Genomic DNA, 25,735 nt, shown 5'->3' with positions numbered 1-25,735 from the left:
GGGACTCGAGCACGCCCATGCCCGGAGACAGTACGCCGACCGGAGGCGTCGGGCCGGGCGTCCTGGTCACGGACCGTCGGACGGGTTCACCCGTCTGCCGCACGCTCCGGGGTCGCCGGGGCGGCGCGCGCCGTCCGGTCGGACGAACCGTCGTCGGCGACGTCGGCGGTGGTCTCGCTCGCCGTCCCGGTCGCGGGGGTGTCGACGGCCTCCACGGCGGCGGTGTCCGCCGTGGTGTCCGCGGTGGTGTCCGCGGTGGTGTCCGCGGTGGAGTCGGCCGTCGGGTCCGCCGCGGTGTCGGCCGGCGTGTCCGCGGCGGTCTCGACGCCGCCGTCGAGGGCCGCCGGAGCGACCGTGACCGTGTCCTCGGCCGAGGCCTCGGGTCCGGCGTCCTGACCCCCGGCGACGGCGTGCGGCGCCGCGCCGTAGGGCCCGTGGGGGCGGGGGCCGGGCGACGGCGGGCCAGGCGGGCGGCCCGGGCCGCGCCACGGACCCGCCGGTCCGACGGGCCCGCCCTGCGGCGGGCGGGGCGGGCCGGGCGGCGCCGACGGGCGCACGGGGCCGGAGACGATCTCGTCGAGGCGCCCGCGCAGGCGCACCAGCTCGTCGACGACGGCGTCGCGCTGCGCGCGCAGGTCGGCGAGGGCGGCGCGGGACTCGGCGTGCTCGGCCAGCAGCGACTCGGCGGCCTTGCTGCGCACGAGCTGGGCCTCCTGCTCGGCGGCCTGGAGGATGCCGCGCAGGCGGTCGTTGAAGGCGCCGACCATGTCGGGGCCACCGGACGGCTGGCCGCCCCCCGGCGCGCGGCGCGACTCCGGGATGGTGTCGGAGAGCCGGCCCTCGAGCGCCGACGACGCGGACGACGACGTCGACGACTCCGCGGCACCGCCGCGCCGGCGCTCGCGCACCGCGAGCTGGGCCCGCAGCTGGGCGTTCATGCGGCGCAGGCCCGCGACGTGCTCGTCCACCTGACGGCGGTCGTAGCCCCTCAGGACGACGTCGAAGTGCGGGCCGGGACTGTCCTCCTCGACACCCGAGAGATCCAGGTAGTGCTCGGCGTCGGGCGGTGTGCGTCCCTGCTCACCGGTGGTCATCGTCACCTGCCTGCTGCCGGGGCCTCTCCGGCGCCGTCCGGTCCGGCGCGGAAGTCTCCGATCGTAGGGACCGGCGCCGCCCCGCGCACGGAGCCGCACCCGCTCGGCGGGGTGGTCGGGGCGCCTACCATGGACGGGGTGGACACCGAACTGCGGCAGACCCTGCACCGCCGCGGTCTGCGCATGACCCCGCAGCGCCAGCTGGTGCTCGACGCCGTCGCGGAGCTCGGGCACGCGACGCCCGAGGCGGTCTGCACGCGGGTGCAGGAGACGGCACCGGCGGTCAACATCACCACCGTCTACCGGACGCTCGACCTGCTCGAGCAGCTCGGGGTCGTCCGGCACACCCACCTCGGGCACGGCGCGCCGACCTACGCGACGTCCGAGCACGAGCACGTCCACCTCGTCTGTCACCACTGCGGCCGCGTCGACGAGATCGACGTCACCGCTCTGGACGACCTCGCCGGCGTCCTGCGGGAGTCGCACGGCTTCCGCCTGGACGCCACCCATGTCGCGCTGTCCGGCACCTGCCGCGACTGCGCGGACCGCGCCGACGCCGAGCTCGCGGAGGACGCACCGTGACCACCTCTCCCTTCGACGAACCGGGCGCCGTCGCCCCGGTGGACGCCGACGACGCCGCCACGAACACCGACGCGGCCGTCCCCGCCCACTTCGGCGACCCGTTCGGCGAGCAGCGCGCGATGACCCGCCGCGCCGGCGTCGTCGACCGCTCCCACCGGGGCGTCCTGCGCGTCACCGGCCCCGAGCGGCTGAGCTGGCTGCACCTGCTGCTGTCCCAGCAGGTCGCGGACCTGCCCGACGGCGCCGGCACCGAGGCGCTCGTGCTCGACGCGCAGGGCCGCGTGGAGCACCACGCCGTCCTCGCGCACGTCGACGACACGGTGTGGCTCGACGTCGAGCCCGGCCGGGCCGCCGCGCTTGCCGACTACCTCGACCGCATGCGCTTCTGGTCGCAGGTCGAGGTGGCCGACGAGACCGACGCGTGGGCGCTGCTCTCGGTCGTCGGACCCGCGGTGGACGAGGTGCTCACCAGCGCCGGCGTCCCCGCCCCGCACGGCGACCACGCGGCGGCCGCGCTGCCCGGCGGCGGGGTCGTGCGCCGCATGCCCTGGCCCGGCCCCGACGCGGAGGCCGCGGTCGACCTCGTCGTGCCGCGCGCCGAGCTCGGGGCCTGGTGGTCGCGGCTGCGCGGCGCCGGGGCGCGGGCGGCCGGTCACGACGCCTACGAGGCCCTGCGGGTCGCCGCGCTGCGCCCGCGCCTCGGCATCGACACCGACGAGCGCGCGATCCCTCACGAGATGGGTTGGATCGGCGCCGCGGTGCACCTGCACAAGGGCTGCTACCGCGGGCAGGAGACGGTCTCGCGGGTCGCGAACCTCGGCCGCCCGCCGCGCCAGCTCGTGCTCCTGCACCTGCAGTCCGGCGACGACCCGCTGCCCCCGCCCGGCACGCCGGTGCTCGGCGAGGAGGGCGGGCGTGCGGTCGGCCGGCTCGGCTCCGCGGTGCGCCACCACGAGCTCGGCACCGTGGCCCTGGCACTGCTCAAGCGCTCGGCGGTGACCTCCGGCCCCGGGGGCGACCCGCTGTGGGTGGCGCCGGAGTCCGAGGACCTGGTCGCGGGCCCCGCCTCCGTCGACCCCGACTCGATCCCGCCGGACACCGGCGAGCCGCCCGGGCGCGCGGCGATGCGCCGCCTGCGGGGATGACCGACCCCGCGCGACCGGTGTCCCTGCTCGGCGCCGACGACGTCGTCGCGGCCGCGGCGGTGCTCGACGGTGTGGCCGTCCGTACCCCGGTCACGGAGCTGGCGCCGGGCTTCGCGATCAAGCGCGAGGACCTCCAGCCCGTCGGCGCGTTCAAGGTGCGCGGCGCCTTCCACGCCGCGAGCCGGCTCGCGCCCGAGCGGCAGGCGGCCGGGCTCGTCACCCACTCCTCGGGCAACCACGGCCGCGCGCTCGCCTGGGTGGCGCGCCGCCTCGGCGTTTCCTGCACGGTCGTGGCCCCCGACGACGCCGTCGAGGCCAAGGTGGCCGCGATGGCGGAGCTCGGCGCGCGACTCGTCCGGGTACCCGCCGACGAGCGGGAGTCGGCGGCCGACGCCGTCGTCGCCGAGACCGGCGGGACACTGATCCCGCCCTACGACCACCCGCACGTCATCGCCGGTCAGGGCACCGTCGGCGCCGAGATCCTCGCCGACCGCCCCGACGTCGAGCAGGTCGTGGTGCCGATCGGGGGCGGCGGGCTGATCAGCGGCGTCGCCGCGGCGCTGCGCGGGTCCGGGGTGCGGGTGATCGGCGCCGAGCCGGAGCTCGCGGGCGACGCCGCGGCGAGCCGGCGGGCCGGCGAGCGCGTCCGCTTCCCGCGCGAGCAGGTGGCCGCCACCGCCGCCGACGGCCTGCGCGCCACCGTGCTCGGCGAGCTGACCTGGCCGCACGTGCGCGACCTCGTCGCCGACGTCGTCACCGTCGACGAGGAGGCGATCGCCGACGCCACCCGCCGCCTGCACGCCGCCGGCGTGCCGTGCGAGGCGAGCGGCGCCGTCGCCACCGCCGGGTGGCTCGCCCTGCCGCCCGCCGACCGCGCCCGGCGCACCGTCGCCGTGGTCAGCGGCGGCAACGTGGACCCCGCCTGGCTGGCCCGCGTGCTCGCCGACCAGCACGAACGCTCGCCGGTGCCGACGTTCGGGTGAGGCGGGTGACCGGCGCGCGCGCGACACGCACCTCTCGACGCGCCGACCCGGACGCGGGATGACACCGCCCCGTCGCGGCGCGCACCATGACCACATGATCGAGTTCCGGCAGGGTGGCCGTCGACGCCTCGACCGCGTGCTCGACCCCGCCTTCCTCGCGGACCTGGCGACCTGCCCGATGGACGACGTCCGCGCCAAGCGCGACGACGCCGCCCAGGAGGAGACCGACCTGTCCTACCTGCGGCGCCTGCTGCACGCGCGGATGGACATCGTCCGGTTCGAGCGGCGCCGGCGCGAGGCGGAGGCCCGGGGCGAGGACGGTCCGTCGCTGGTCGACGAGCTGCCCCGCATCCTCGCCGACAACGCGCTCGGCCCGGCCGCGGGCCGCGGGCGTCACCACACCGTCCAGCCCTCCCGGGCCGAGTCGCACCGCCGGCACGTCGAGGCGCTCCTCGCCGACACGGGCCTGTCCGACGTCGCCACCCTCTCCGAGGACGACCTCACCGCCGCGGCCGAGGCCTACGCGCAGGAGGAGGCGTCGGTCTCGGAGCACCGCGGGCGCGTGCAGCAGGTCATGGACGCCTGCAACGACGAGATGGGCCGCCGCTACCGCGACGGCTCGGCGTCGGTGGACGACCTGCTGCGCCGCGAGCGCGAGGGCGCCTGACGGCATGTGAGCACTTTCCGGTGCTATAGCACCGGAAAGTGCTCACGAGCGGCGGAGCCGCACCTAGTTCGCGCGCTGGTGGACGGCGATGCCGGCCCAGAAGTCGCGCAGCCGCCGGTAGCTCGCCATCGCCCGCTCGGCGTCACCGGCCCGGAGCGCCTCGAGCGCCTCGGCGACGTCCTCCGCGGAGGTGTCGGCGGCGAGGGTCTGGTCGTCGAGCAGCGCCACGATCCCGCCGTAGTCCAGCTCGACGAGCGAGCCCGGGTCGAAGTGGCGCAGCCAGCGGGCGGTGTCGCGCAGGACGTCGGACGGGCCGTCGTCCCCGAGGGTGTCGGCGAGCAGGTCGGCACCGGCGTCGGCGCGGGCCAGCGCGTCGGCCATCGGGACGCGCCAGTAGCAGCGCCGGGCCGGCGCCTCGGGCGCGGTGACGGCGTCGTCGCTGGGCAGGACGAGGATCCGCTCGGCGGGCTCGACCAGCGCGAACCACGGCAGCGGCACCGTCCAGGTCGCCGAGACGATGTGGGTGGCCGAGTCGCCGAGCTCCGCGACGACCGCCTCCGCGCGCGAGCGCACCACCGACTCCTCGGCGGTCAGCGCGGCCGTGCGCAGCACCGGGGTCTCGCTGGACAGGAAGCCGACGAGCGCGGCCGCCGCCCGCGGCCGGGTCTCCAGCGGGCAGACGAGCGTCTGCGGCCCCACCGGCTCCTGACCCGCGGCCCCGCCCGGGCCGTCCGCGAGCAGGACGTCGGCGGGGGACTCGATGGCGGTGCCGTCGATCCGCTCGCCGGGCAGCAGCCGCGGCGGGACGCCCAACTGTGCCCGAAGACACACCTCGCGATCACGCCGCCCCGCATCGGCCACCGGGACGGCTCCACGAGCCAGTCCGGCCCGCACCCGCTGGGCCAACGGTCCGGCCAGCGCCCCGAGCGGCTCGTAGACGCGCAGGTAGCAGACGAAGGGGGCGGGCACGGGCGCCGATCGTGCCATGTCACGTCGCGACCCCGATCGGACACACGGTATTGTCGGGAACACGAGAGTTACCTCAGATTTCAGGGGGCCGCCGGAGATGCTCCGGCCGCCCCCGCCCTGTGCGAGGGGGTCCAGCCATGGGACGCGGACGAGCCAAGGCCAAGCAGACGAAGGTGGCCCGAGAGCTCAAGTACAGCTCCCCGAACACGGACTTCGATGCTCTGCAGCGTGAACTGGGCAGCGGCGACGACCGTTTCGCCGCCCGTTCCGACGAGGACGACCAGGTCGACGCACGCTGGGGCGAGTACAGCTACGACGAGCGGTGACGCCCGCTCGCCGTCGATCCGCCCGCTGACACGGTCGACCCGCCCGGGGACGAGCACGCTTGGTCGTCTTCCGGGCGGGTAACCGCGCGCACCGGTCGCTCACCCCGAGCGACCCCGCGCGAGGAGCGATCGTGGCGAAGACGTTCAACAAGGGTGACGACGTCAAGTGGAACTGGGGCAACGGCCAGGCCGAGGCCTCGGTGAAGGAAGTGCACACCGAGCGGGTCGAGCGTCAGATCGACGGCAAGAAGCAGACCCGCAACGGTTCCGAGGACAACCCCGCCTACGTCCTCGAGCAGTCCAACGGCCAGACGGTGCTCAAGCTCCACTCCGAGCTGATGCCCGACTAGGGCCTGTCCCGTGGATCTTCTCGTAGCCATAGGACGATGGCGGCGATGGTGATCTCGGCTCGGTAGTAGGCGGAGCGTTTGGCGTAGCGGGTGGCGAGGTCGCGGAACTGCTTGAGGCGGTTGAAGCATCGCTCGACGACGTTGCGTCCGGCGTAGATCGCCTGGTCGAAGGCTGGTGGGCGGCCGCCGCGGGTTCCTTTGCTCTTGCGGTGGGCGATCTGGTCGCGGCGCTCGGGGCAGGTGAAACTGATTCCGCGAGCGCGCAGCGCGTCGCGGGTCGAGGGGTGGGAGTAGGCCTTGTCGGCCACCACTCGGGCGGGACGTTGCCGGGGTCGGCCGGGTCCGTCGCGGTGCACGCTGACCTGGTCGAGCAGCGGCAGCAGTTGCGGGTTGTCTCCGCCTTGGCCGGCTCCGAGCACACAGCTCATCGGCAGCCCGCGCCCGTCGACGGCGAGGTGAATCTTGCTGGTCAGTCCGCCGCGGGATCGTCCGAGGTGTTCCCCGTCGACGGCGAGGGCTTCGACAGCGGCACTGCAGCCCCCTTTTTCCGGGCTCCAGCCGCGTGCTGGTGGGCCCGCACCGAGCTGGAGTCGACACTGAAGGTCCACTCCACGGCGCCGACGGCGTCGTCCTTGACGATCACGTGCTCGAGGATGCGGTCCCAGGTGCCGTCCGCGGTCCATTTCCGCAGGCGTTCATGGGCGGTCTTCCAGGGCCCGTAGCGCTCGGGCAAGTCGCGCCACGGCGCCCCGGTCCGCAGCTTCCACAGGATTGCGTTCACCACCTGGCGGTGCTCACGCCAACGTCCCCCGCGGCCACCGGCCGCGGGCAGCAGCGGTTCGATCCGCGCCCACGCCGCGTCGGTCAGCTCTCCTCGCCCCACCACGAGAAGATCTTCACCGACAACCCCTCACATGATCCGCAGGACACGCCCTAGTCGCCCCGCCGGTCAGAAGCGGGGGTGGTCGCCGCGCAGAACCGCATGGCCGGCGTCGGCGGGCGCCTCGTCCGCCTCGGTGGTCGCGCGCACCTCGCCCAGCACCCACGACGGCACGTGCTTGGCGGTGAGCACCGCCATGGCCCGGTCGACGTCCTCGGGCGGCAGGACGACGACCATGCCGACGCCCATGTTAAAGGTCCGCTCCATCTCCTCGCGGGTCACGCGGCCCCGCGCGGCGATCAGCTTGAACACCGGTGCCGGGGTCCACGTCGTGCGGTCGAGCTCGGCGGTCAGGCCCGCCGGCAGGACGCGGGCGAGGTTGGCGCACAGCCCACCGCCGGTGACGTGCGCGAACGTGCGGACGTCGGTCTCGGCGGCGACGGCGAGGCAGTCGCGGGCGTAGATGCGGGTGGGCTCGAGGAGCTCGTCGCCCAGGGTCCGCCCGAACTCCTCGACGTGGCCGTCGAGCGACATCCGCCCGATCTCGAGCAGCACCTGGCGCGCCAGCGAGTAGCCGTTGGAGTGCAGGCCCGACGACGCCATCGCGACGACGGTGTCGCCGGGCCGCACGCGGTCGGGCCCGAGCATCGCGTCGGCCTCGACGACGCCGACGCCGGTGGCGGAGATGTCGTAGTGGTGGGGCTCCATGACGCCGGGGTGCTCGGCGGTCTCCCCGCCCAGGAGGGCGCAGCCCGCGAGCCGGCAGCCCTCGGCGACGCCCGAGACGATCTTCTCGACCTTCTCCGGGACGAGCTTCCCGATCGCCAGGTAGTCCTGGAGGAACAGTGGCTCGGCCCCGCACACGACGAGGTCGTCGACGACCATCGCCACGAGGTCGCGGCCCACGGTGTCGTGCCGGTCGGCGGCCTGCGCGACGGCGAGCTTGGTGCCGACGCCGTCGGTGGACGCGGCCAGCACCGGCTCGCGGTACTTGCCGGTGCGCAGCGCGAACAGCCCGGCGAACCCACCGATGCCGCCGAGCACCTCGGCGCGCGACGTCGACTTCGCGAGCGGCTTGAGCCGGTCGACCGCGCGCTCCCCGGCCTCCACGTCCACCCCGGCCGCGGCGTAGCTGGCGTGCGGGCCGCCGGGCTCGGCGGAGGCGTCGGTCATCGGTGGGGTTCCTCGCGGGACGGGGGTCGGCGGCGGTGCGGGACGGTCAGGGACGGCTCAGGGCGTCCTCGGCACCGTATCCCGGGCTCCCCAGCGGCAGGCCGCCAGCGTTCACCCGGCCGGCGTGCACCACCGGTCCGCCGGCGTCCCCGCCGTCGCCGCAGCTCGCGCCCGTGACGTCCTCGAGCAGGTGCTTGCCGACCATCGCGTCCTCGGGCAGTGCGATCGGGTACTCGCCGGAGAAGCACGCCGTGCACAGCCGCGAGCGCGGCTGGTCGGTAGCCGCGACGAGGCCCTCCTGCGAGATGTAGCCCAGGCTGTCGGCGCCGACCGAGCGGCGCACGCCCTCGTCGTCGAGGCCGTTGGCGATGAGCTCGGCCCGCGAGGCGAAATCGATGCCGTAGAAGCAGGGCCAGCGCACCGGCGGGCTCGCGATTCGCACGTGCACCTCGACCGCGCCGGCCTCGCGCAGCATCCGCACCAGCGAGCGCTGGGTGTTGCCGCGGACGATGGAGTCGTCGACGACGACGAGGCGCTTGCCCCGGATGACCTCGCGCAACGGGTTGAGCTTGAGCCGGATGCCCAGCTGGCGGATGGTCTGCGAGGGCTGGATGAACGTCCGGCCCACGTAGGCGTTCTTGACCAGGCCCTGGCCGTACGGGATGCCCGACGCCTCGGCGTAGCCGATCGCGGCGGGCGTGCCCGACTCGGGCACCGGGATGACGAGGTCGGCCTCGGCCGGGTGCTCGCGGGCGAGCCGCCGGCCGATCTCGACGCGCGCGGAGTGCACCCCGCGGCCGGCGATCGTGGTGTCGGGCCGGGCGAGGTAGACGTACTCGAAGATGCAGCCCTTGGGCTCCGGCGCGGCGAAGCGGGAGCTGCGCAGGCCCTCGGCGTCGATGGCGATGAGCTCGCCGGGTTCCACCTCGCGCACGAACGAGGCGCCGACGATGTCGAGCGCCGCGGTCTCCGAGGCCGCGACCCAGCCGCGGTCGAGCCGGCCGAGCACCAGCGGGCGGACCCCGTGGCGGTCGCGGGCGGCGTAGAGCGTGGTCTCGTCGCAGAACACGAGGCTGAAGGCGCCCTGGAGGTCGGGCAGCAGGCGCAGCGCCGCCTCCTCGACCCCGAGGTCGGCGGCCGAGTCGGCGAGCAGGCCGGTGACGACGTCCGAGTCGGTGGTCGCCCCGTCCAGGGCGGAGCGGGGACGGCGGTTGCCGGCGCCGTTGCCCTGGTGCCCGTTGCCGTGCTGGCCGGCACCGGCCGCCGTGTCGCGGCGGCGGACCAGCTCGGCGGTGTTGACCAGGTTGCCGTTGTGGCCGAGGGCGAGGCCCGTGCCGGCCGCGGTGGTGCGGAACGTCGGCTGGGCGTTCTCCCACGTCGGCGAGCCCGTGGTGGAGTAGCGGGTGTGGCCGACCGCGAGGTGGCCGCGCAGCGAGGACAGCGACTGCTCGTCGAAGACCTGGCTGACCAGCCCGAGGTCCTTGAAGACCACGATCTGCCGGCCGTCGCTGACCGCCATCCCGGCGGCCTCCTGACCGCGGTGCTGCAGCGCGAAGAGCCCGAAGTAGGTGAGCTTCGAGACCTCCTCGCCGGGCGCCCACACGCCGAAGACCCCGCACTCCTCCTTGGGCCCCTCGTCGACCGCGGGCGGCGCGGGCGGGGGCTCGGGAGAGGGAGTGGGTGACGTAGGTCGAGGGTCGTTTCCGGCTGGGTCCACCGGGACGGCTCCTTGTCGACGGTGTGCCACGAGTCGTGCCGCTGGCCAGCCTACGCGCCCCTCCGGGCCCGTAGGGCCGCTCGGGGCCGGACGCGCCGTGACGCGGGTCCCCCTCGTCGGGCCGGGAGATCGGACCGGAGATCGACTCCGGACGGGCCCGGGTCAGGCGCCGAGCAGGTCTCCGGGCCGGGGCCCGAGCGGGGTGCCCCGGCGCAGGATGCGGGCGATGTCCGCCGAGGGCAGCGCGGGCGCGAACAGCCACCCCTGCCCCTCGTCGCACCCGAGGGTGCGCAGCCGCGCGGCCTGCGCGGCGGTCTCGACGCCCTCCGCGGTGACGGTGAGGTCGAGGGCGTGCCCGAGCGCGACGAGGGTGCCGACGATGCGCTCGTCGACCTCGTCGGACAGCTCCTCCTCGCGCAGCCCCTCGCCGAACGACCCGTCGAGCTTGATGACGTCGACGGGGAGTTTGCGCAGGTAGGAGAGGTTGGAGTAGCCGGTGCCGAAGTCGTCGACGGCGATGCGCACGCCCATGGCGCGCAGCCCGTCGAGGGCCTTGAGCGGGGCACCCTCGTCGATGGTCAGCGCGCGCTCGGTGAGCTCGACCTGCAGGCGGTCCGACGGCAGCCCGGTGCGGTCGAGCAGCGCCGCGACCTCGGCCACGAGGCCCGGTTCCTGGAGCTGGCGCGGCGCCACGTTGACGCTGACGAACGGCGCGGCGGGGCCGAACTCCTCGTACCAGGCGCGGGCGTCGCGGCAGGCGTGCTCGAGCACCTGGCGGCCCAGCGCCACGATGATCCCGGTCTCCTCGGCCGGCCCGATGAACAGTTGCGGCGACAGCACGCCGAGCCGCGGGTGCTGCCAGCGCACGAGCGCCTCGACCCCGCGGACGCGCTGGTCGGCGAGGGACACCAGCGGCTGGTAGAGCACGAAGAACTCGTCGTGCGCCACCGCCGACGGCAGCGCCGCCGACAGCGTGAACCGCGCGGTCTCGGCCTCGTCGCGCGACGGGTCGTGGACGGCCCAGCGTCCCCGGCCCTCGTTCTTCGCCGTGTAGAGCGTGATGTCCGCGGCGCGCATCAGCTCCGACGCCGTGGTCTCGGTGACCGCCTGCTCCACGACCCCGATGCTCGCGCCGACCACGAGCTCCTGGCCGGCCAGGCGCAGCGGCGTCGCGAGGGCGGCGAGGAGCCGGTCGGCGAGCTCGACGAGACGGTCGACACCGTGGGAGTCCTCGACCAGCACGACGAACTCGTCACCGCCGGTGCGGGCGACCAGCTCGCCGTCGGTGACGCACGCGGCGAGCCGGCGGGCCACCTCCTGGAGCATGGTGTCGCCGACACCGTGACCGAGGCTGTCGTTGATGGTCTTGAAGCCGTCCAGGTCGAGGAAGCAGACGCCGACGCGGCGGTCCGGATCCGGCCCGGCCTCGGCGAAGACGCGCTCGAGGCGCTCGGTGAACCGCGTGCGGTTGGCCAGCGTGGTCAGCGGGTCGTGGTAGGCCTGGTAGGCCAGGTGCTCCTGCAGACGGTGCCGTTCGGTGGCGTCCTCGAGCATCGCGAGCTGGTAGGCGGGGCGGCCCTCCCCGTCGCGCACCAGCGACAGCGTCAGGTGCCCGACGATCTCCTCGCCCGTGCGCCGGAAGAAGCGCTTCTCGAGGCGGAAGTTGTCGATCTCCCCGCGCAGCAGCCGCTCGTAGAGCCGCCACACCGACGGCGCGTCGTCGGGGTGGGTGAGGTCGCCGACGGTCAGGCGCGAGAACTCGTCGGCGGTGTGCCCGAACATCCGCGTCATGGCCGGGTTGACCTCGATGATCCGGCCCTCCATGTCGCCGAGGCCGATGCCGATCGCGGCCTCGTGGAACATGGCGCGGAACCGGGCCTCGCTCGCGTGCAGCGCCTTCTCGGTGTGGTGGCGCGCGGCGAGCACCGCGCGCCGTATCGCCTCCTGCTCGTCGAGCGTGCGGTCGCGCAGCGCCTCGGCGTAGCCGGCGGCGAGCGTCCCGGTGAGCGACGTCACGGCGGGCAGGACCGCGGCGCCCCAGACCGCGGGCACCCGGCGGGCGAGCAGCAGCACGGTGCGCTCGAGGGTCGCCGGACCGGTGAAGTGGGCGGCGACGAGGCGGCGGCCGACCTCGGCGCCGACCTCGGGCCGCGGCGGGTCGGCCAGGACGCCGTCGACGACGAGCCCGGCGAGCGCGCGCAGGTGCGCCTGCAGCTCGTCGGCGGCCATCGGGACGTAGCTGGTGCCCTCGACCTCGGCGGCCCAGGCCGCGGCCAGCGCGTCGACGGGGTCGTCGGGACCGTCGTCGTCCACGGGCGCCCCGGGCTCAGTCACGACGACCCACGGCGGCGTAGCCGGTGAAGCGTTCGGGGTGCGCGGGTGCCGCGGCCGGGTCGTCGGGACGCCACTCGGGCAGGAACACGAGGCCGGGCTCCTCGAGCGTGAACCCGTCGAGCAGGGCGGCCACCTCGTCGCGCGAGCGCATCGTCATCGGCGTCGCGGTGCGCCGGTAGAGCGACTGGTGCTCGCCGGCGCGATCCGGCGCCCCGTCGGCGCTGGCGTGGCTGACGACGAGGAAGCTGCCCGGCGCCATGGCCTCGCGGTAGCGCGCGAGGACCTCGGCGGGGCGGCGCTCGTCGCCCACGAAGTGCAGCAGCGCCACCACGAGCACGCCGACCGGCCGGGACAGGTCGAGCAGCGAGCGCGTCACGGGGTCGTCGAGGATCGTGGCCACGTCGCTGAAGTCGGCCTGGACGACGCCGGTGCGCGGGTCGTCGGCGAGGATCGCCCGCGAGTGGGCGACGGCCACGGGGTCGATGTCGACGTACACCACGCGCGCGTCGGGGTCGGCCGCCTGGGCGACCTCGTGGACGTTGCCGACGGTCGGGATGCCCGACCCGATGTCGAGGAACTGGTCGATGCCCTGCGCCGCGAGGTGGCGCACCGCCCGGCGCAGGAACGCCCGGTTGGCCTGCATGATGCGCGGCAGCTCGGGCCAGTCCGCGACGGCGCGGGCGGCCATCGCCCGGTCGACCGCGAAGTTGTGGAGACCACCGAGGTAGTGGTCGTAGACCCGGGCGGCGCTGGGCCGATCGATGTCGACCTCGTCGGGAGCCCAGCTCGGCCGCTGCACCCGGCCTCCCTCCGCATCCACCCGCCGGTCCGTCACCGTCCGGTGATGGTCATCGTACGGGCGCAACCGGGACGGATCAGCTGTTCTCACACGTTCGATGAATGTCCACCACCGGGAGCCATCGCGCGATCTCCGCCGCGCGGTGGCCCGACGCCGACACGCGGTCGGCGGCGGCGTCCCACGTGAGCACCCCGAGGGCGAGCCCCAGCCACGTCGCGGCGTCGGTCTCGACGACGTTGGGCGGGCTGCCGCGGGTGTGGCGGGGCCCCTCGACGCACTGCACCGCGCCGAACGGCGGCACGCGGACCTCGACGCTGTGGCCGGGCGCGGTGTGCTCCAGGGTGCGCAGCGACGACCGGACCGCGGCGGCGAGCAGCGGGCGCGCCGGGCGCTCGTGACCATCGGGGTCGCGGACCCAGCCGGCGACCGCGAGCAGGTCCTCGCGCACCTGTGCGGGGTCGGGGGCTCGCTTCGGCACGGTCGTCCAGGGTAGTTGCCGCGACCGCGGGCGCCGTGCGGCTAGCGTGACCGGGTGCCGCGCGCCCGCTTGATCGTCCTCTCCGGCGTGCTCGGCCTCGTCGCCTGGCAGGCCCGCCGCCTGTGGATCGCGACGACCATGGAGACCGACCACGCGGCCTACTGGCGCCGCCGCCGGCGCAGCCCGGGCGACGTGCTGCTCGTGGCGCTCGGCGACTCGCTCGCCCAGGGCCTGGGCGCCGTGCACCCGGAGCGCTCCTGGGCCGGGCGGCTGGCCGATGCGATCGAGGCGCGCCAGGGCGTCCGGGTGCGGGTGGTGAACCTCGGCGTCGTCGGGGCGACCGTGGCCGACGTGCTCGCCGGGCAGCTGCCGGCGGTGCCCGACGGCTGGGACGGCCCGGACGCCGTGGTCGCGGTCGCGGTCGGCACCAACGACGCCGCGCAGGACACGCCGGTCGAGGACTTCCGCCGCGACCTCGACGCGCTGTGCGCGGCGCTGCCGGCGGGCGCGCTCGTCGCCGACGTCCCCGACCTCCAGCGCGGCGTGGTGCAGCGGCGCGGCCGGGTCCTGTCGGCGGCCGCGCGCGAGGTGATCGCCGCCCACCCGCGCCTGCGCCCCGTCGCGCTCGAGGCGGCGACGCACGACATCAACCGTCTGCTCGACAGCGGACCCGACCTCGCCCACCCCAACGGCCGCGGCTACCGGCGCTACGGGCGCGCCTTCGTGGCCGCGCTTTCCTCGCCCACCCGGTAGCAGCGAACGCGCTGTTCGCTGCGCTAGAAGCAGCGAGCAGCGCGTTCGCTGCGATCCCGGTCAGTCCAGCGCCGCCGGCAGGGTCGCCTCCCACAGCGACCGGAGCTCGGCGAGCGGGAGGTCGTCGACCCCCTCGATCGCGACCGCGTCCCCGCCGACCTCGCCGAGCCGCGCCGCCGGCTGGCCGGCGTCGGCGCAGCGGCGGGCGAGGTCGGCCTCGTCGCCCGGGGCCACGGTGACCAGCATTCGCGCGCCCGACTCGGAGAACAGCACGGTGGCGGCGTCGAGACCCCGCGGGCCCGACGGCAGCGCGACCCGCGCTCCCCGCCCGGTGCCCAGCGCGGCCTCCACGAGCGCCTGCGCGAGCCCGCCGTCGGAGAGGTCGTGCGCCCCGGAGAGCAGGCCCTCGGACGCGGCGCCGGCCACGAGCGCGGCGAGCCGGGCCTCCGCGGCCAGGTCGACCTGCGGGGGCCGCCCGCCCAGGTGGTCGTGCACGACGCCCGCCCAGGCCGAGCCGTCGAGCTCGTCGCGGGTCTCGCCGAGCAGCCACACCGCGTGACCCTCGGACCCGAGACCGTGCGGCACCGCCCGCGTGACGTCGGAGAGGATGCCCAGCACCCCGACCACCGGCGTCGGCAGGATCGCCGTGCTGCCGGTCTGGTTGTAGAAGCTGACGTTGCCGCCGGTCACCGGCAGCCCCAGCGCCGCGCAGCCCTCGGCCAGGCCGGCGACGGCCTCGGCGAACTGCCACATCACCGCCGGGTCCTCGGGCGAGCCGAAGTTCAGGCAGTCGGTGACCGCCACCGGCACCGCGCCCGAGGACGCGACGTTGCGCACCGATTCGGCGAGGGCCAGCTGCGCGCCCGCCCGCGGGTCGAGCTGGCAGAAGCGTCCGTTGGCGTCGACGGAGATCGCCACCCCGCGCCCGGTCTCCTCGTCGACGCGCACCACGCCCGCGTCGGCCGGGGTCGCGGACGTGGTGTTGCCGCGCACGTAGCGGTCGTACTGCTCGGTGACCCAGGCGCGCGAGGCCAGGGCGGGCGAGGCGACGAGGGCGCGGATCTGCTCGGCGATCTCGCCGGGCGCCGAGGGCCGCGGGCGCCCGGCGACGGTGTCGGCCTGCAGCGCGTCCTGCCACGGTGGGCGGGCGTAGGGCCGCTCGTAGACCGGGCCGTCGTGGGCGACGGTGCGCGGGGGCACGTCGACGACGGTCGCGCCGTGGTGGGTGATGCGCAGGCGGTCGCCGTCGGTGACCTCGCCGATCACGGTCGCCGTGACGTCCCAGCGCCGGCAGACCGCCATGAACGCGTCGACGTTCTCCGGGGTCACGACCGCGCACATCCGCTCCTGCGACTCGCTGGAGAGGATCTCGGCGGCGGTCATGTCCGCGGCGCGCAGGGGGACGGCGTCGAGGTCGACGTGCATGCCGCCGTCGCCGGCGCTGGCGAGCTCGGAGGTCGCGCAGGACAGCCCGGCGCCGCCGAGGTCCTGGATGCCGACGACCAGCCCGGCCCCGAACAGCTCGAGGCAGCACTCGATGAGGACCTTCTCGGCGAACGGGTCGCCGACCTGCACGCTCGGGAGCTTCTTGCGGCTCGGCGCCTGGGTGGGGTCCGCGGCGTCGAACGTCTCGGAGGCCAGCACCGACACGCCGCCGATGCCGTCGAGTCCGGTGCGGGCGCCGAACAGCACGATCTTGTTGCCGGTGCCCGACGCGAAGGCGAGGTGCAGGTCCTCGTGGCGCAGCACCCCGACGCACAGGGCGTTGACCAGGGGGTTGCCGGCGTAGGTGGGGTCGAAGACGACCTCGCCGCCGATGTTGGGCAGGCCCAGGCAGTTGCCGTAGAAGCCGACGCCGGAGACGACGCCGGGCAGGACCCGCGCGGTGTCCGGGGCGTCGAGCGGGCCGACCCGCAGCCCGTCCATCACCGCGACCGGCCGCGCGCCCATGGCCATGATGTCGCGGACGATCCCGCCGACGCCGGTGGCCGCGCCCTGGTGCGGCTCGACGTAGGACGGGTGGTTGTGCGACTCGATCTTGAAGGTGACGGCCCACCCGTCGCCGACGTCCACCACGCCCGCGTTCTCCCCGATGCCGGCGAGCAGCCGCGCCCGCATGGCCTCGGTGGTGGTCTCGCCGAACCGGCGCAGGTGGACCTTCGACGACTTGTAGGAGCAGTGCTCCGACCACATCACCGAGTACATGGCCAGCTCGGCCTCGGTGGGGCGGCGCCCGAGGATGTCCCGGATGCGCGCGTACTCCTCGTCGCGCAGGCCGAGCGCCGCGTGGGGCTGGGCCTCCTCGGGCGTGGTGGCGGCGCGCTCGACGGTGTCGACGGGCGGGGCCGACGAGGGCGCGGGCGGGGAGGACTGCACGGGGGTCGGATCGGCCGCGAGGGCGTCGACGGGACGGGGATCGACGGGGGCCGGACCCTGGGGGACGGTCACCCCGACGAGGGTAGGCGCCCCGCGCGGGTGGCCGTCGGGGCCGTGCGCAGGGCCGCAGCGGACCGGCAGCGGGTGGTCGCGCGCGGTGAGCGCGCCGCTACCCACGACGTGCGGTCGACAAACCCACCCGTCGTCACGTCACCGACTCCATCGACCGCCATACGCCACACGCCCACCGTGTGCACCACCACTCGCGGGAGCGTTCTGCGCTGTTCGCTCGATCGGATGGCCGTTCATGGTTCCGTAGGGTCATTTCGCCGCGACACGGCGTTGGCGTGTCGGCCAATACCCGGGAGTGTCGGACCCTCGATACATCATGGAGCCATGACCACCGCCTCCGTCTCCTCGGCGACCGGCACCGCGACCGGCGACGACGCCGCCTCGGCGTCCACGCCGGGTGCCGGCGACGTCCTCGCGCAGCTCCCGCTGGTGCTCGACCGGGAGCTGCTCGGGGTCCGACGCCACGCCCTCGAGCTCGCCGGCCGCGTCCCGCAGAGCGTCCTCCCGCACGTCGACGCGGCCGCGGGGATGCTCGAGTTCCTGGTCGACGACGGCTCCGGCGGCGTCGTCGTGCTCGCGCTGGCCCCCGGTGCCCGCGGAGACACGGTCGTACCCCTGCTGCCGGCGGCCCAGCCGAGCGAGCCGGGCGGCCACGACGTGTCGGTGGAGGCGCCGTTCGACGAGGTCGTGGGCGAGGCCGTCGAGGACGTGTCGCGCCTGCTCACCCACGTCGACCGGCCCGACGAGATGCGCGGGCTCGTGCTGCACCTCGGCGGGCGGATGCTGCTCGTCTACGCCGACCTCTGGGAGCTCCGCGTCACGCTGCTGCCGTGAGCTGCGAGATCACGGAGGTGAAGAGGCCGAGGCCGTCGGTGCCCGGGCCCGTCAGCACGTCGATGGCGTGCTCGGGGTGCGGCATGAGCCCGACGACGCGGCCGTCGGCGGAGCTGATGCCGGCGATGTCGCGCAGCGCGCCGTTCGGCGCGGGCTCGGTGTAGCGGAAGACCACGCGCCCCTCGGCCTCGAGCGCGTCGAGGGTCACGGCGTCGGCGACGTAGCGGCCCTCGCCCGACTTCAGCGGCACCCGGATGTCCTGGCCGACGGTGAAGCCCGAGGTCCACGCCGTCTCGGCCTCCACCCGCAGGCCCACCTCGCGGCACACGAAGCGCAGCCCGTGGTTGCGGACGAGCGCGCCCGGGAGCAGCCCCGCCTCGCAGAGGATCTGAAATCCGTTGCAGATGCCGAGCACGGGCATGCCCGCGCGGCCGGCCTCGACGACCGGGCCCATCACCGGCGAGCGCGCGGCGATCGCGCCGGCCCGCAGGTAGTCGCCGTAGGAGAACCCGCCGGGCACGACCACCGCGTCGACGCCCTGCAGGTCGGCGTCGTCGTGCCACAGGGCCACGGGCTCGGCGCCGGCATAGCGCACGGCGCGCGCCGCGTCGACGTCGTCCAGCGTCCCGGGGAACGTGATGACCCCGATGCGGCTCACGACGGCACCCTCCGCACGACCCACTCCTCGATCACGGGGTTGGCCAGCAGCGACCCGGCGATGCGCTCGAGCTCGGCGTCGTCGACCGAGTCGTCGACCTCGAGCTCGAAGTGCTTGCCCTGCCGCACGTCGGCCACCCCGCTGACCCCGAGGCGGCCCATGGCGCGAGCCACCGCCTGCCCCTGCGGGTCGAGGATCTCGGCCTTCGGGAGCACGTCGACGATCACGCGAGCCACGCCGTCCAGGTTACCGGGGCGCCGGAGGGGAACTCGGGTGGCGTGGAACTCGTGCACCTCGGCCATGCGTGCGTGGTCGCCGACACCGGCTCGGCGCGCATCCTCATCGACCCCGGCGCCTTCTCGTCGGGCTACGAGACCCTCGAGGGCCTCACCGCGATCCTCGTGACCCACCAGCACGTCGACCACCTCGACCTGGACAAGCTGCCGGCGCTCCTCGGCCAGAACCCGGGCGCCGAGCTGGTCGTCGACCCCGGCACCGCCGAGCAGCTCCGCGAGCGCGACATCGCCCACACCGTCCGCGAGCCGGGCGAGACGTTCACCGTCGGCGGCGCGCAGATCGAGGTGATCGGGGGCGACCACGCGGTGATCCATCCCGACATCCCGGGGATCGCCAACAACGGCTACCGGATCGACGACAGCGTCCTGCATCCCGGCGACGCGTTCACCGTGCCCGACCGCACCCCGGACGTGCTGCTGCTGCCGACCGCCGCGCCGTGGCTCAAGGTCTCCGAGGCCGTCGACTACCTGCGGGCGGTCGCCCCGCCGCTCGCGGTGCCGATCCACGAGGCCGTGCTGGCGAACCCCGACCTGCACTACACCCTCTTCGCGAACCTCGCCCCCGAGGGCACCGACGTCCGGATCGCGCCCCGTGGGGTGGCTTTCGCCGTGTGAGCACTTTCCGGGGCTATAGCCCCGGAAAGTGCTCACGAGCACGCAGGGCACCTACGCGGTGATCGACCAGTGCTCCGGGTCGCCGGCGGCGCCGCGAGGGCGCGGGGCGTGGCGCGGCACCAGCTCGGCGGCGCCGAGCGGCGTGGCGCCCGCGGCGAGGGCCCGGTCGACGAGCTCGCCGGCCGTGCCGGGCGGGAGGCCCGCGGGCAGGGCGAGGTGGACGAGGTCCGGCTCGACGCGACGGCGCGCCGGGCGGGCCCGTCGCGGCTGTGGTCCGGCGACGGGGCCCGCCCACGACGTGACGAGCGCGCCGCCGAGACCCAGGCGGTGCACGCCGCCGTCGTCGAGGAGCAGGCCGATGCCGGCCGTCGCGAGCGCGCTCCGCATGCCGGGCGAGGCGGCCCAGCCCGGCGCCGCGAAGCCGTCGACGGCGAGGCCGAGCGCGTCGCGGCTGCGCAGGGCGGCGGCGAGCCGCAGGCCGGCCTCGTGCGCGGGCAGGCGGCGGTAGGGCCGGCCCGGCCCGACCTCGGGATGCGTGCCGTGCAGCAGCACGGTCTCGCCGAGGCCGCGGCGCGCGGTCGCCCAGGCCGCGACCTCCGGGTGCGGGCGCGGGCCGGCGAGCCACGTCACGGGTACGCGACGGGCGTCGAGGGCGTCCGCGAGCGCCACGGCGGCGGCCAGCGGCGCGCCGGGCCCGAGACCGGCGACCGAGACGAGCAGGCGGGGACTCACGCCACCCATGAGGCCAGGCGGAGATGCCGGGCGGGCGACCGCCGGGTGAACACCGCGGCTCGGCCGGGCGACGGCCGTCCGCCCCCGTCCCACGGTCACATCGCGGGCGGCCACTCCCGGCCGGTCAGGCGCGTGTACGCCTCGATGTAGCGCGCCCGCGTGGCCTCCACGACGTCGTCGGGCAGCGGCGGCGGCGCCTCGCCGGAGTGCCGGTCCCAGCCCGAGGCGGGCGAGGTCAGCCACTCGCGGACGTACTGCTTGTCGAAGCTCGGCTGCACCGCGCCCGGCGCGTACCCCTCGGCCGGCCAGAACCGCGACGAGTCCGGCGTGAGCACCTCGTCGCCCAGCACCAGCGTGCCGTCCGGGGAGCGCCCGAACTCGAGCTTGGTGTCGGCGAGGATCAGGCCCCGCGAGGCGGCGTAGGCGGCACCGCGGGCGTACACGGCGAGCGTCTGGTCGCGCAGCGCGCCGGCGAGGTCGCGCCCGACGGTCTGCGCGACGACCTCGAAGCTGACGTTCTCGTCGTGCTCGCCCCGGGCGGCCTTCGTCGCGGGCGTGAAGATCGGCGTCGGGAGCACGCTGGCCTCGGTGAGGCCGTCGGGCAGCGGGACGCCGCAGATCGCGCCGTCGCGGCGGTAGTCGGTGGTGCCCGAGCCCGCGAGGTAGCCGCGGGCGACGCACTCCACCGGGATCATCTCCAGCCGGCGCACGAGCAGCGCCCGGCCGCGCACCTCGTCGGGGATGCGCTCGTCCCGCGCCGCGATGAGGTGGTGCGCGATCGGCGGGCTCGCGACGTCGGGCCCGCCGAGCAGCTCGAACCAGAACACGCTCATGGCCGTGAGCACGCGGCCCTTGTCGGGGATCGGCGTGGCGAGGACGTGGTCGAAGGCCGAGATCCGGTCCGACGCGACGAGCAGCAGGGTCTCCTCGTCGACCTCGTAGAGGTCCCGGACCTTGCCGGAGGCGAGATGTGAGTAGTCCCCGAGCGACGCCACGGCCGCGCAGGCTAGAGGATCGGGGCCGGCGTGTACGCCGCCGCGTCGGGCCGGTGCGCGACGATCGCGTCCACCTGCCGGGTGATCTCGGCGACCTGGGTCCCGGCGGCCCCGACGAAGGCGCGCGGGTCGCCGACGGCGGCGTCGAGGTCGGCCGACGAGAGGCCGAGGCGGGCGTCGCCGCCGAGGCGGGCGAGCAGGTCGTTGCCCTCGGTGCCCTTCTCGCGCATGTCGAGGGCGACGGCGCGGGCGTGCTCGGAGACGATCTCGTGCCCGGTCTCGCGGCCCACCCCGGCACGCACGGCGGCCATGAGCACGGCCGTCGTCGCGAGGAAGGGCAGGTAGCGGTCGAGCTCGCGGGCGATCACCGCCGGGTAGGCGCCGAACTCGTCGAGGACGGTCAGGATCGTCTCGAGCAGCCCGTCGACGGCGAAGAACGCGTCGGGCAGGGCGACGCGGCGCACGACCGAGTCGGAGACGTCGCCCTCGTTCCACTGCCCGCCGGCCAGCTCGGCGACCATCGCCGCGTTGCCGCGCAGCACGACCGCGAGGCCGTTGACGCGCTCGCAGGAGCGGGTGTTCATCTTGTGCGGCATGGCGCTGGAGCCGACCTGACCGGCGCGGAAGCCCTCGGTGACCAGCTCCTGGCCGGCCATGAGCCGGATGGTCGTGGCCAGCGACGACGGCCCGGCGGCGAGCTGCACGAGCGCGGAGAGCACGTCGTGGTCCAGCGAGCGGGGGTAGACCTGCCCGACGCTGGTGAGCACCTCGGTGAAGCCCAGGTGCTCGGCGACGCGGCGCTCGAGCGCGGCGAGCTTGTCGACGTCCCCGCCGAGCAGCCCGAGCATGTCCTGCGCGGTGCCGACCGGGCCCTTGATCCCCCGCAGCGGGTAGCGCTCGACCAGCTCGCCCAGCCGGCGGTACGCGACGAGCGTCTCGTCGGCCGCGCTCGCGAACCTCTTGCCCAGCGTCGTGGCCTGGGCGGCGACGTTGTGGCTGCGCCCGGCCATGACGAGCTCGGCGTGCTCGGAGGCGCGCCGGGCCAGGCGCGCGAGCACCGCGACCGTCTTGTCCGCCACGAGCCGCAGCGAGTCGCGGATCTGGAGCTGCTCGACGTTCTCGGTGAGGTCGCGGCTGGTCATGCCCTTGTGGGCGTGCTGGTGGCCCGCGAGCGCGTCGAACTCCTCGATGCGCGCCTTGACGTCGTGGCGGGTCACCCGCTCCCGGGCCGCGATGGACGCCAGGTCGACGCGGTCGACGACGGCGCGGTAATCCTCCAGCACGCCGTCGGGTACCTCGACGCCCAGCTCGCGCTGCGCGGTGAACACGGCGATCCACAGCTCGCGCTCGAGCACGATCTTGCGCTCGGGCGACCACAGCGCGGTCAGCTCGGGCGAGGCGTACCGGGCGGCGAGCACGTTCGGGACCGTCGGGGCACTCACTCGGCCGAGCCTACGGGCACGGTCGGCGCAGGAGGGGCGGCCGGACCCCGTCGAGGAAGCGCGAGCGACTACGGTCGTGGGACCCGTGAGCAGGGAGGGAGGACGCATGGAGCCGGTGGAGCCGGACGCGTCCGCGCCGCTGCGGGTGCTGCTCGTGGAGGACGACGACGCCGACGCCCTCCTCGTCACCGAGCACTTCGCTGACGCCGACCTCGCGGTCGAGCTCGAGCGCGCCGCGTCGCTCGCCGACGCCGAGGCCGTGCTCGGGGGCAGCGCCGACGGCGACGGGACGGACGGGCCGGACTGCGTGCTGCTCGACCTGGCCCTCCCCGACGCACACGGTTTCGAGGGCCTGCGCCGCGTGCTCGCCGCCGACGGCCCCGCCGTCCTCGTCCTCACGGGGCGGCGCGACGAACGGCTCGGCGCCGACGCGGTGGGGGTCGGCGCGCAGGACTACCTGGTCAAGGACGCCGTCGACGGCCCGACGCTCGCCCGCGCCGTGCGCTACGCCGTCGAGCGCCGCCGCAGCGACCGGGTCCGCCGGGCCCTGCGCGACGCCCAGCTGCGCGCCGACGAGAACTCGCGCCTCGAGCGCGGCCTGCTGCCCTCGCCGCTGCTCGACGACCCCGCGGTGCGCATCCTCGCCCGCTACGAGCCCGGCACCGAGCAGACGCTGCTCGGCGGCGACTTCTACGACGTCGTCGAGGACCGCGACGGGCAGCTGCACGCGGTCATCGGCGACGTCTGCGGGCACGGGCCCGACGAGGCCGCGCTCGGGGTCAGCCTGCGCATCGCATGGCGCACGCTGGTGCTGTCGGGCATCGACCCCGACCGCGTCCTGCCGACGATGCACGAGCTGCTCATCAGCGAGCGCAACCACCCGACGCTGTTCACCACGCTCGCCGCGGCGACGGTCGACCCGACGCGCCAGCGCCTGACGCTGCGCCTGGCCGGCCACCCGCCGCCCGCGCTGGTCGGCGAGGGCGACGACACCCGCCTGCTGTCCACCGAGGCGCTCGGCCTGCCGCTCGGCGTCGGCAACGGGACGACGTGGCGGTCGCTGGACGTCGAGCTCCCGCCCAAGTGGTCGCTGCTGCTCTACACCGACGGGCTCATCGAGGGCCGCCAGGCGACGGGCGACGTGCTGTGGACCGACGGCCTGCAGGCGCTGCTGCGGGAGGTCACCGCGGGCCCGGTGCCGTGGCGGGACGACCCGGCGACGATGCTGGACGCCGTGATGGAGCGCGTGCGGTCGCTGTCGACGGCCCGGCCCGACGACGTCGCGGCCGTGCTGCTGGTGTCGGACACGTGAGCGCGCCGACGACCGACGCGGCCGGAGCCATGACCGAGACCTCCACGCCCGACCCGACGGGGCCCGCGCCCCTCGTCCCGCCGCGCCGGCGGCGGCGGACCGGGCTGGCGCGCTGGTCGCTCAAGCGGCTCCTCGTCGTCACCGGCGCCCTCATCGCGGTCCTGCTCGTCGCGGCCGCCGTCGTCGGCGCCGCCTCCCTGTCCGCGCTGGACGAGCGGCGGACCGCGCTGATCGACCGGCTCGACCCGGCGCTCCTGGCCGCCCAGCGCCTCGACGCGGCCACCGTCGACCAGGAGACCGGGGTGCGCGGCTACGCCCTCTCCCGGACGCCGGACTTCCTCGCGCCCTACGAGCGCGGGCGCGCCGACGAGGCGCAGGCGCTCGCGGCTCTGCGCGCCGCCGCCGGCGGGGATCCGGCCATCCTCGCGGACCTCCGGTCCGTCGAGGACGCCCTGGGACGCTGGCGGGCGGTCTACGCCGAGCCCGCCGTCGCCGCGATCGCGCAGGGCGGCGCGCCGCCGTCGGTGGAGCAGGGGCGGGCCGCGTTCGACGAGGTGCGCGACGCCCTCGAGGTCCAGCGCGGGCGGCTCGTGGCCCTGCGCAACGACGCCCGCGACAACCTCGACGGCGCCGCCACCATGCTCGCCGTCGTCGGCGCCGTCACCCTGCTCGGGCTCGCGCTCGGCATCGCCGGGCTGCTGCTGTGGCTGCGCCGCGTCGTCGTCGTGCCGACGCACCGGCTCGCCGCGGAGGTCCGCCAGGTGGCCGACGGGGACCTCGAGCACGAGGTCGAGCCCGCCGGACCGCGCGAGATCACCCAGCTCGGCGAGGACGTGGAGGCGATGCGCCGGCTCATCGTCCGCGAGCTCTCCGACACCGAGCAGGCGCGCCAGGAGCTCGACGCCCGCAGCCGGGACCTGGCGCGCTCGAACTCCGACCTCGAGCAGTTCGCCTACGTCGCCTCGCACGACCTGCAGGAGCCGCTGCGCAAGGTGGCGAGCTTCTGCCAGCTGCTGCAGCGCCGCTACGCCGGCCAGCTCGACGAGCGCGCCGACCAGTACATCGAGTTCGCCGCCGACGGCGCCAAGCGCATGCAGGTGTTGATCAACGACCTGCTCGCGTTCTCGCGCGTCGGGAGGCAGGGCGAGCCGATGCGCCCGGTGGATCTCGGCGAGCTCGTCGACCAGGCCACCGAGAACGTGGCGCGGGCGCTCGAGGAGTCGGGCGGGACCGTCGAGCGCGGCGAGCTCCCGCAGGTGCTCGGGGAGCCGGCCCTGCTCACCACGGTGTTCCAGAACCTGCTCGGCAACTCGCTGAAGTTCCGCGGCGAGGAGCCCCCGCACGTCCGGATCGACGCGCAGCGCGACCCGGACGACGACGGTCGCTGGCTGCTGCGGTTCCGCGACAACGGCATCGGGATCGACGCCGAGTACGCTGACCGGATCTTCGTCATCTTCCAGCGGCTGCACGCCAAGGACGCCTACCCCGGCACCGGGATCGGGCTGGCGATGTGCCGCAAGATCGTCGAGCGCCACGACGGCTCGATGTGGCTCGAGCCCGGCGCGGACGACGACCCGGGTCCGGGCACGACGTTCGTCGTCGCCCTGCCCGTCCTGTCCAGCACGACCACCGCAGCGACCCGTGCCGCGAACCCTGCCGCGACCCCTGCCGCGACCCCTGCCGCGGCGCCCGAGAGCCCCGTGGAGGCCGTCCCGTGACCGATCCCCTGCACGAGATCGACGTGCTGCTCGTCGAGGACGACCCCGGTGACGTCCTCATGACGCAGGAGGCGTTCGAGCACCACAAGCTGCGCAACCAGCTGCACGTCGTCGCCGACGGCGTCGAGGCGCTGTCGTTCCTGCGCCGGGAGGGCGAGTACAGCGACGCGCCGCGGCCCGGGCTGATCCTGCTCGACCTCAACCTGCCGCGGAAGGACGGGCGCGAGGTGCTGGAGGAGGTCAAGAACGACGAGACGCTGCGCAGCATCCCGGTCGTCGTGCTGACCACCTCGCAGGCCGAGGAGGACATCCTGCGCAGCTACAACCTCCACGCCAACGCCTACGTCGCCAAGCCGGTCGACTTCGAGCGGTTCATCGAGGTCATCCGCCAGATCGACGACTTCTTCGTGTCGGTGGTGAAGCTGCCGCGGTGAT

General features: G+C 75.3%; 26 protein-coding genes. 12 read left to right on the top strand and 14 right to left on the bottom strand.

All coding sequences use genetic code 11. The features are described from left to right. Positions 1-86: 86 nt before the first annotated feature. Positions 87-1,094, bottom strand: coding sequence for a hypothetical protein (locus tag ACYX4T_RS21125; RefSeq protein ID WP_476011227.1), 1,008 nt, complete (start codon positions 1,092-1,094; stop codon positions 87-89). Positions 1,095-1,223: 129 nt separating this feature from the next. Here ACYX4T_RS21125 and ACYX4T_RS21120 point away from each other — a divergent pair, with 129 nt between their 5' ends. The 4 genes from ACYX4T_RS21120 to ACYX4T_RS21105 all read left to right on the top strand — a co-directional run bounded on the left by ACYX4T_RS21120 (position 1,224) and on the right by ACYX4T_RS21105 (position 4,471). Beyond that, positions 1,224-1,676, top strand: coding sequence for a Fur family transcriptional regulator (locus ACYX4T_RS21120; protein ID WP_476011226.1), 453 nt, complete (start codon positions 1,224-1,226; stop codon positions 1,674-1,676). Further along, a complete protein-coding gene (gene ygfZ / locus ACYX4T_RS21115; RefSeq protein WP_476011225.1) occupies positions 1,673-2,821 on the top strand; it encodes a CAF17-like 4Fe-4S cluster assembly/insertion protein YgfZ in 1,149 nt (382 codons plus the stop codon). Before ACYX4T_RS21120 ends, ygfZ begins: the two co-directional genes overlap by 4 nt. Continuing rightward, complete coding sequence (locus tag ACYX4T_RS21110) at positions 2,818-3,804, top strand: threonine ammonia-lyase (RefSeq protein ID WP_476011224.1); 987 nt, start codon at positions 2,818-2,820, stop codon at positions 3,802-3,804. Before ygfZ ends, ACYX4T_RS21110 begins: the two co-directional genes overlap by 4 nt. Positions 3,805-3,898: 94 nt before the next feature. Beyond that, on the top strand, positions 3,899-4,471 hold the full coding sequence (locus tag ACYX4T_RS21105) for an RsiG family protein (protein ID WP_476011223.1): 573 nt from the start codon (positions 3,899-3,901) through the stop codon (positions 4,469-4,471). Between the two features lie 63 nt (positions 4,472-4,534). Here ACYX4T_RS21105 and ACYX4T_RS21100 read toward each other — a convergent pair whose 3' ends face one another. Continuing rightward, complete coding sequence (locus ACYX4T_RS21100) at positions 4,535-5,440, bottom strand: DUF8083 family protein (RefSeq protein WP_476011222.1); 906 nt, start codon at positions 5,438-5,440, stop codon at positions 4,535-4,537. Positions 5,441-5,577: 137 nt separating this feature from the next. On the opposite strand from ACYX4T_RS21100, the gene ACYX4T_RS21095 reads away from it, so the two are divergent. Beyond that, a complete protein-coding gene (locus ACYX4T_RS21095; protein ID WP_476011221.1) occupies positions 5,578-5,766 on the top strand; it encodes a DUF3073 domain-containing protein in 189 nt (62 codons plus the stop codon). Positions 5,767-5,897: 131 nt separating this feature from the next. After that, complete coding sequence (locus ACYX4T_RS21090; protein WP_274235282.1) at positions 5,898-6,116, top strand: hypervirulence associated TUDOR domain-containing protein; 219 nt, start codon at positions 5,898-5,900, stop codon at positions 6,114-6,116. On the opposite strand, the gene ACYX4T_RS21085 is transcribed toward ACYX4T_RS21090, so the two are convergent. The 6 genes from ACYX4T_RS21085 to ACYX4T_RS21060 form a co-directional block, all read right to left on the bottom strand. Further along, positions 6,113-6,999 (bottom strand): IS5 family transposase gene (locus tag ACYX4T_RS21085; protein ID WP_476015333.1). Its coding sequence is split into 2 segments (ribosomal slippage): positions 6,113-6,630 and positions 6,630-6,999, totalling 888 coding nucleotides; the frame shifts between segments, so codons are not numbered across the junction. The two genes, ACYX4T_RS21090 and ACYX4T_RS21085, sit on opposite strands and share 4 nt — an antisense overlap. A 66-nt stretch (positions 7,000-7,065) precedes the next feature. Beyond that, positions 7,066-8,169 carry a phosphoribosylformylglycinamidine cyclo-ligase gene (gene purM / locus ACYX4T_RS21080; protein WP_476011220.1) on the bottom strand — a complete coding sequence of 368 codons (1,104 nt, stop codon included), beginning with the start codon at positions 8,167-8,169 and terminating at the stop codon, positions 7,066-7,068. A 46-nt stretch (positions 8,170-8,215) separates the two neighbouring features. Beyond that, entirely contained in the window at positions 8,216-9,886 is a 1,671-nt protein-coding gene (gene purF, locus ACYX4T_RS21075; protein ID WP_476011219.1) for an amidophosphoribosyltransferase, read from the bottom strand. A 162-nt stretch (positions 9,887-10,048) separates the two neighbouring features. After that, on the bottom strand, positions 10,049-12,220 hold the full coding sequence (locus tag ACYX4T_RS21070) for a putative bifunctional diguanylate cyclase/phosphodiesterase (RefSeq protein ID WP_476011218.1): 2,172 nt from the start codon (positions 12,218-12,220) through the stop codon (positions 10,049-10,051). Then, on the bottom strand, positions 12,213-13,019 hold the full coding sequence (locus ACYX4T_RS21065; protein ID WP_476011217.1) for an SAM-dependent methyltransferase: 807 nt from the start codon (positions 13,017-13,019) through the stop codon (positions 12,213-12,215). Before ACYX4T_RS21065 ends, ACYX4T_RS21070 begins: the two co-directional genes overlap by 8 nt. A 76-nt stretch (positions 13,020-13,095) precedes the next feature. Beyond that, positions 13,096-13,497, bottom strand: a complete 402-nt coding sequence (locus ACYX4T_RS21060) for a sterol carrier family protein (protein ID WP_476011216.1) — start codon at positions 13,495-13,497, stop codon at positions 13,096-13,098. A 54-nt stretch (positions 13,498-13,551) separates the two neighbouring features. Between ACYX4T_RS21060 and ACYX4T_RS21055 the strand changes: the two genes are divergently transcribed. Further along, on the top strand, positions 13,552-14,250 hold the full coding sequence (locus ACYX4T_RS21055) for an SGNH/GDSL hydrolase family protein (RefSeq protein ID WP_476011215.1): 699 nt from the start codon (positions 13,552-13,554) through the stop codon (positions 14,248-14,250). A gap of 60 nt (positions 14,251-14,310) precedes the next feature. Here ACYX4T_RS21055 and purL read toward each other — a convergent pair whose 3' ends face one another. Then, positions 14,311-16,626: a phosphoribosylformylglycinamidine synthase subunit PurL gene (gene purL / locus ACYX4T_RS21050; RefSeq protein WP_476015332.1), complete on the bottom strand. Its 2,316-nt coding sequence runs from the start codon at positions 16,624-16,626 to the stop codon at positions 14,311-14,313. Positions 16,627-17,022: 396 nt separating this feature from the next. Between purL and ACYX4T_RS21045 the strand changes: the two genes are divergently transcribed. Next, positions 17,023-17,532, top strand: a complete 510-nt coding sequence (locus ACYX4T_RS21045; RefSeq protein ID WP_476011214.1) for a hypothetical protein — start codon at positions 17,023-17,025, stop codon at positions 17,530-17,532. Here the strand turns inward: ACYX4T_RS21045 and purQ are convergent. After that, on the bottom strand, positions 17,516-18,190 hold the full coding sequence (gene purQ / locus ACYX4T_RS21040) for a phosphoribosylformylglycinamidine synthase subunit PurQ (RefSeq protein ID WP_476011213.1): 675 nt from the start codon (positions 18,188-18,190) through the stop codon (positions 17,516-17,518). The two genes, ACYX4T_RS21045 and purQ, sit on opposite strands and share 17 nt — an antisense overlap. After that, positions 18,187-18,426 (bottom strand): phosphoribosylformylglycinamidine synthase subunit PurS, encoded by a 240-nt coding sequence (purS, locus tag ACYX4T_RS21035; RefSeq protein WP_274235149.1) that lies wholly within the window; start codon positions 18,424-18,426, stop codon positions 18,187-18,189. The genes purQ and purS overlap by 4 nt, the downstream gene beginning before the upstream one ends. A 42-nt stretch (positions 18,427-18,468) precedes the next feature. Here purS and ACYX4T_RS21030 point away from each other — a divergent pair, with 42 nt between their 5' ends. After that, complete coding sequence (locus ACYX4T_RS21030; RefSeq protein ID WP_476011212.1) at positions 18,469-19,101, top strand: MBL fold metallo-hydrolase; 633 nt, start codon at positions 18,469-18,471, stop codon at positions 19,099-19,101. Between the two features lie 51 nt (positions 19,102-19,152). Here ACYX4T_RS21030 and ACYX4T_RS21025 read toward each other — a convergent pair whose 3' ends face one another. The 3 genes from ACYX4T_RS21025 to purB form a co-directional block, all read right to left on the bottom strand. Further along, the gene (locus ACYX4T_RS21025) at positions 19,153-19,833 is read right to left on the bottom strand and encodes a DUF2334 domain-containing protein (protein WP_476011211.1); all 681 of its coding nucleotides are present in this window, start codon (positions 19,831-19,833) and stop codon (positions 19,153-19,155) included. 95 nt (positions 19,834-19,928) lie between these two features. After that, the gene (locus ACYX4T_RS21020) at positions 19,929-20,828 is read right to left on the bottom strand and encodes a phosphoribosylaminoimidazolesuccinocarboxamide synthase (RefSeq protein WP_476011210.1); all 900 of its coding nucleotides are present in this window, start codon (positions 20,826-20,828) and stop codon (positions 19,929-19,931) included. Positions 20,829-20,839: 11 nt separating this feature from the next. Next, positions 20,840-22,270 (bottom strand): adenylosuccinate lyase, encoded by a 1,431-nt coding sequence (gene purB, locus ACYX4T_RS21015; protein WP_476011209.1) that lies wholly within the window; start codon positions 22,268-22,270, stop codon positions 20,840-20,842. A gap of 106 nt (positions 22,271-22,376) precedes the next feature. Here purB and ACYX4T_RS21010 point away from each other — a divergent pair, with 106 nt between their 5' ends. The 3 genes from ACYX4T_RS21010 to ACYX4T_RS21000 are packed head-to-tail and all read left to right on the top strand — an operon-like array spanning position 22,377 to position 25,734. Further along, positions 22,377-23,582, top strand: coding sequence for a PP2C family protein-serine/threonine phosphatase (locus ACYX4T_RS21010; protein WP_476011208.1), 1,206 nt, complete (start codon positions 22,377-22,379; stop codon positions 23,580-23,582). A gap of 29 nt (positions 23,583-23,611) precedes the next feature. Beyond that, positions 23,612-25,300 (top strand): sensor histidine kinase, encoded by a 1,689-nt coding sequence (locus ACYX4T_RS21005; protein ID WP_476011207.1) that lies wholly within the window; start codon positions 23,612-23,614, stop codon positions 25,298-25,300. Continuing rightward, positions 25,297-25,734 carry a response regulator gene (locus tag ACYX4T_RS21000; RefSeq protein WP_274235142.1) on the top strand — a complete coding sequence of 146 codons (438 nt, stop codon included), beginning with the start codon at positions 25,297-25,299 and terminating at the stop codon, positions 25,732-25,734. The genes ACYX4T_RS21005 and ACYX4T_RS21000 overlap by 4 nt, the downstream gene beginning before the upstream one ends. Position 25,735: the final 1 nt, after the last annotated feature.

The sequence above is a fragment of the Actinomycetospora sp. ABD4_176 genome, from assembly GCF_056311855.1.
Note: the sequence above shows the minus strand (reverse complement) of the source record. Positions and strands in the feature narration are given on the sequence as shown.

What these genes read in the sequence shown, in the direction of transcription:
- ACYX4T_RS21095 (WP_476011221.1), top strand. Translation starts at nt 5,578, where the DNA reads ATGGGACGCGGACGAGCCAAGGCCAAGCAGACGAAGGTGGCCCGAGAG.
- purM (WP_476011220.1), bottom strand. Translation starts at nt 8,169, where the DNA reads ATGACCGACGCCTCCGCCGAGCCCGGCGGCCCGCACGCCAGCTACGCC.
- ACYX4T_RS21045 (WP_476011214.1), top strand. Translation starts at nt 17,023, where the DNA reads ATGACCACCGCCTCCGTCTCCTCGGCGACCGGCACCGCGACCGGCGAC.
- ACYX4T_RS21110 (WP_476011224.1), top strand. Translation starts at nt 2,818, where the DNA reads ATGACCGACCCCGCGCGACCGGTGTCCCTGCTCGGCGCCGACGACGTC.
- ACYX4T_RS21010 (WP_476011208.1), top strand. Translation starts at nt 22,377, where the DNA reads ATGGAGCCGGTGGAGCCGGACGCGTCCGCGCCGCTGCGGGTGCTGCTC.
- ACYX4T_RS21005 (WP_476011207.1), top strand. Translation starts at nt 23,612, where the DNA reads ATGACCGAGACCTCCACGCCCGACCCGACGGGGCCCGCGCCCCTCGTC.
- ACYX4T_RS21125 (WP_476011227.1), bottom strand. Translation starts at nt 1,094, where the DNA reads ATGACCACCGGTGAGCAGGGACGCACACCGCCCGACGCCGAGCACTAC.
- ACYX4T_RS21105 (WP_476011223.1), top strand. Translation starts at nt 3,899, where the DNA reads ATGATCGAGTTCCGGCAGGGTGGCCGTCGACGCCTCGACCGCGTGCTC.
- ACYX4T_RS21120 (WP_476011226.1), top strand. Translation starts at nt 1,224, where the DNA reads ATGGACGGGGTGGACACCGAACTGCGGCAGACCCTGCACCGCCGCGGT.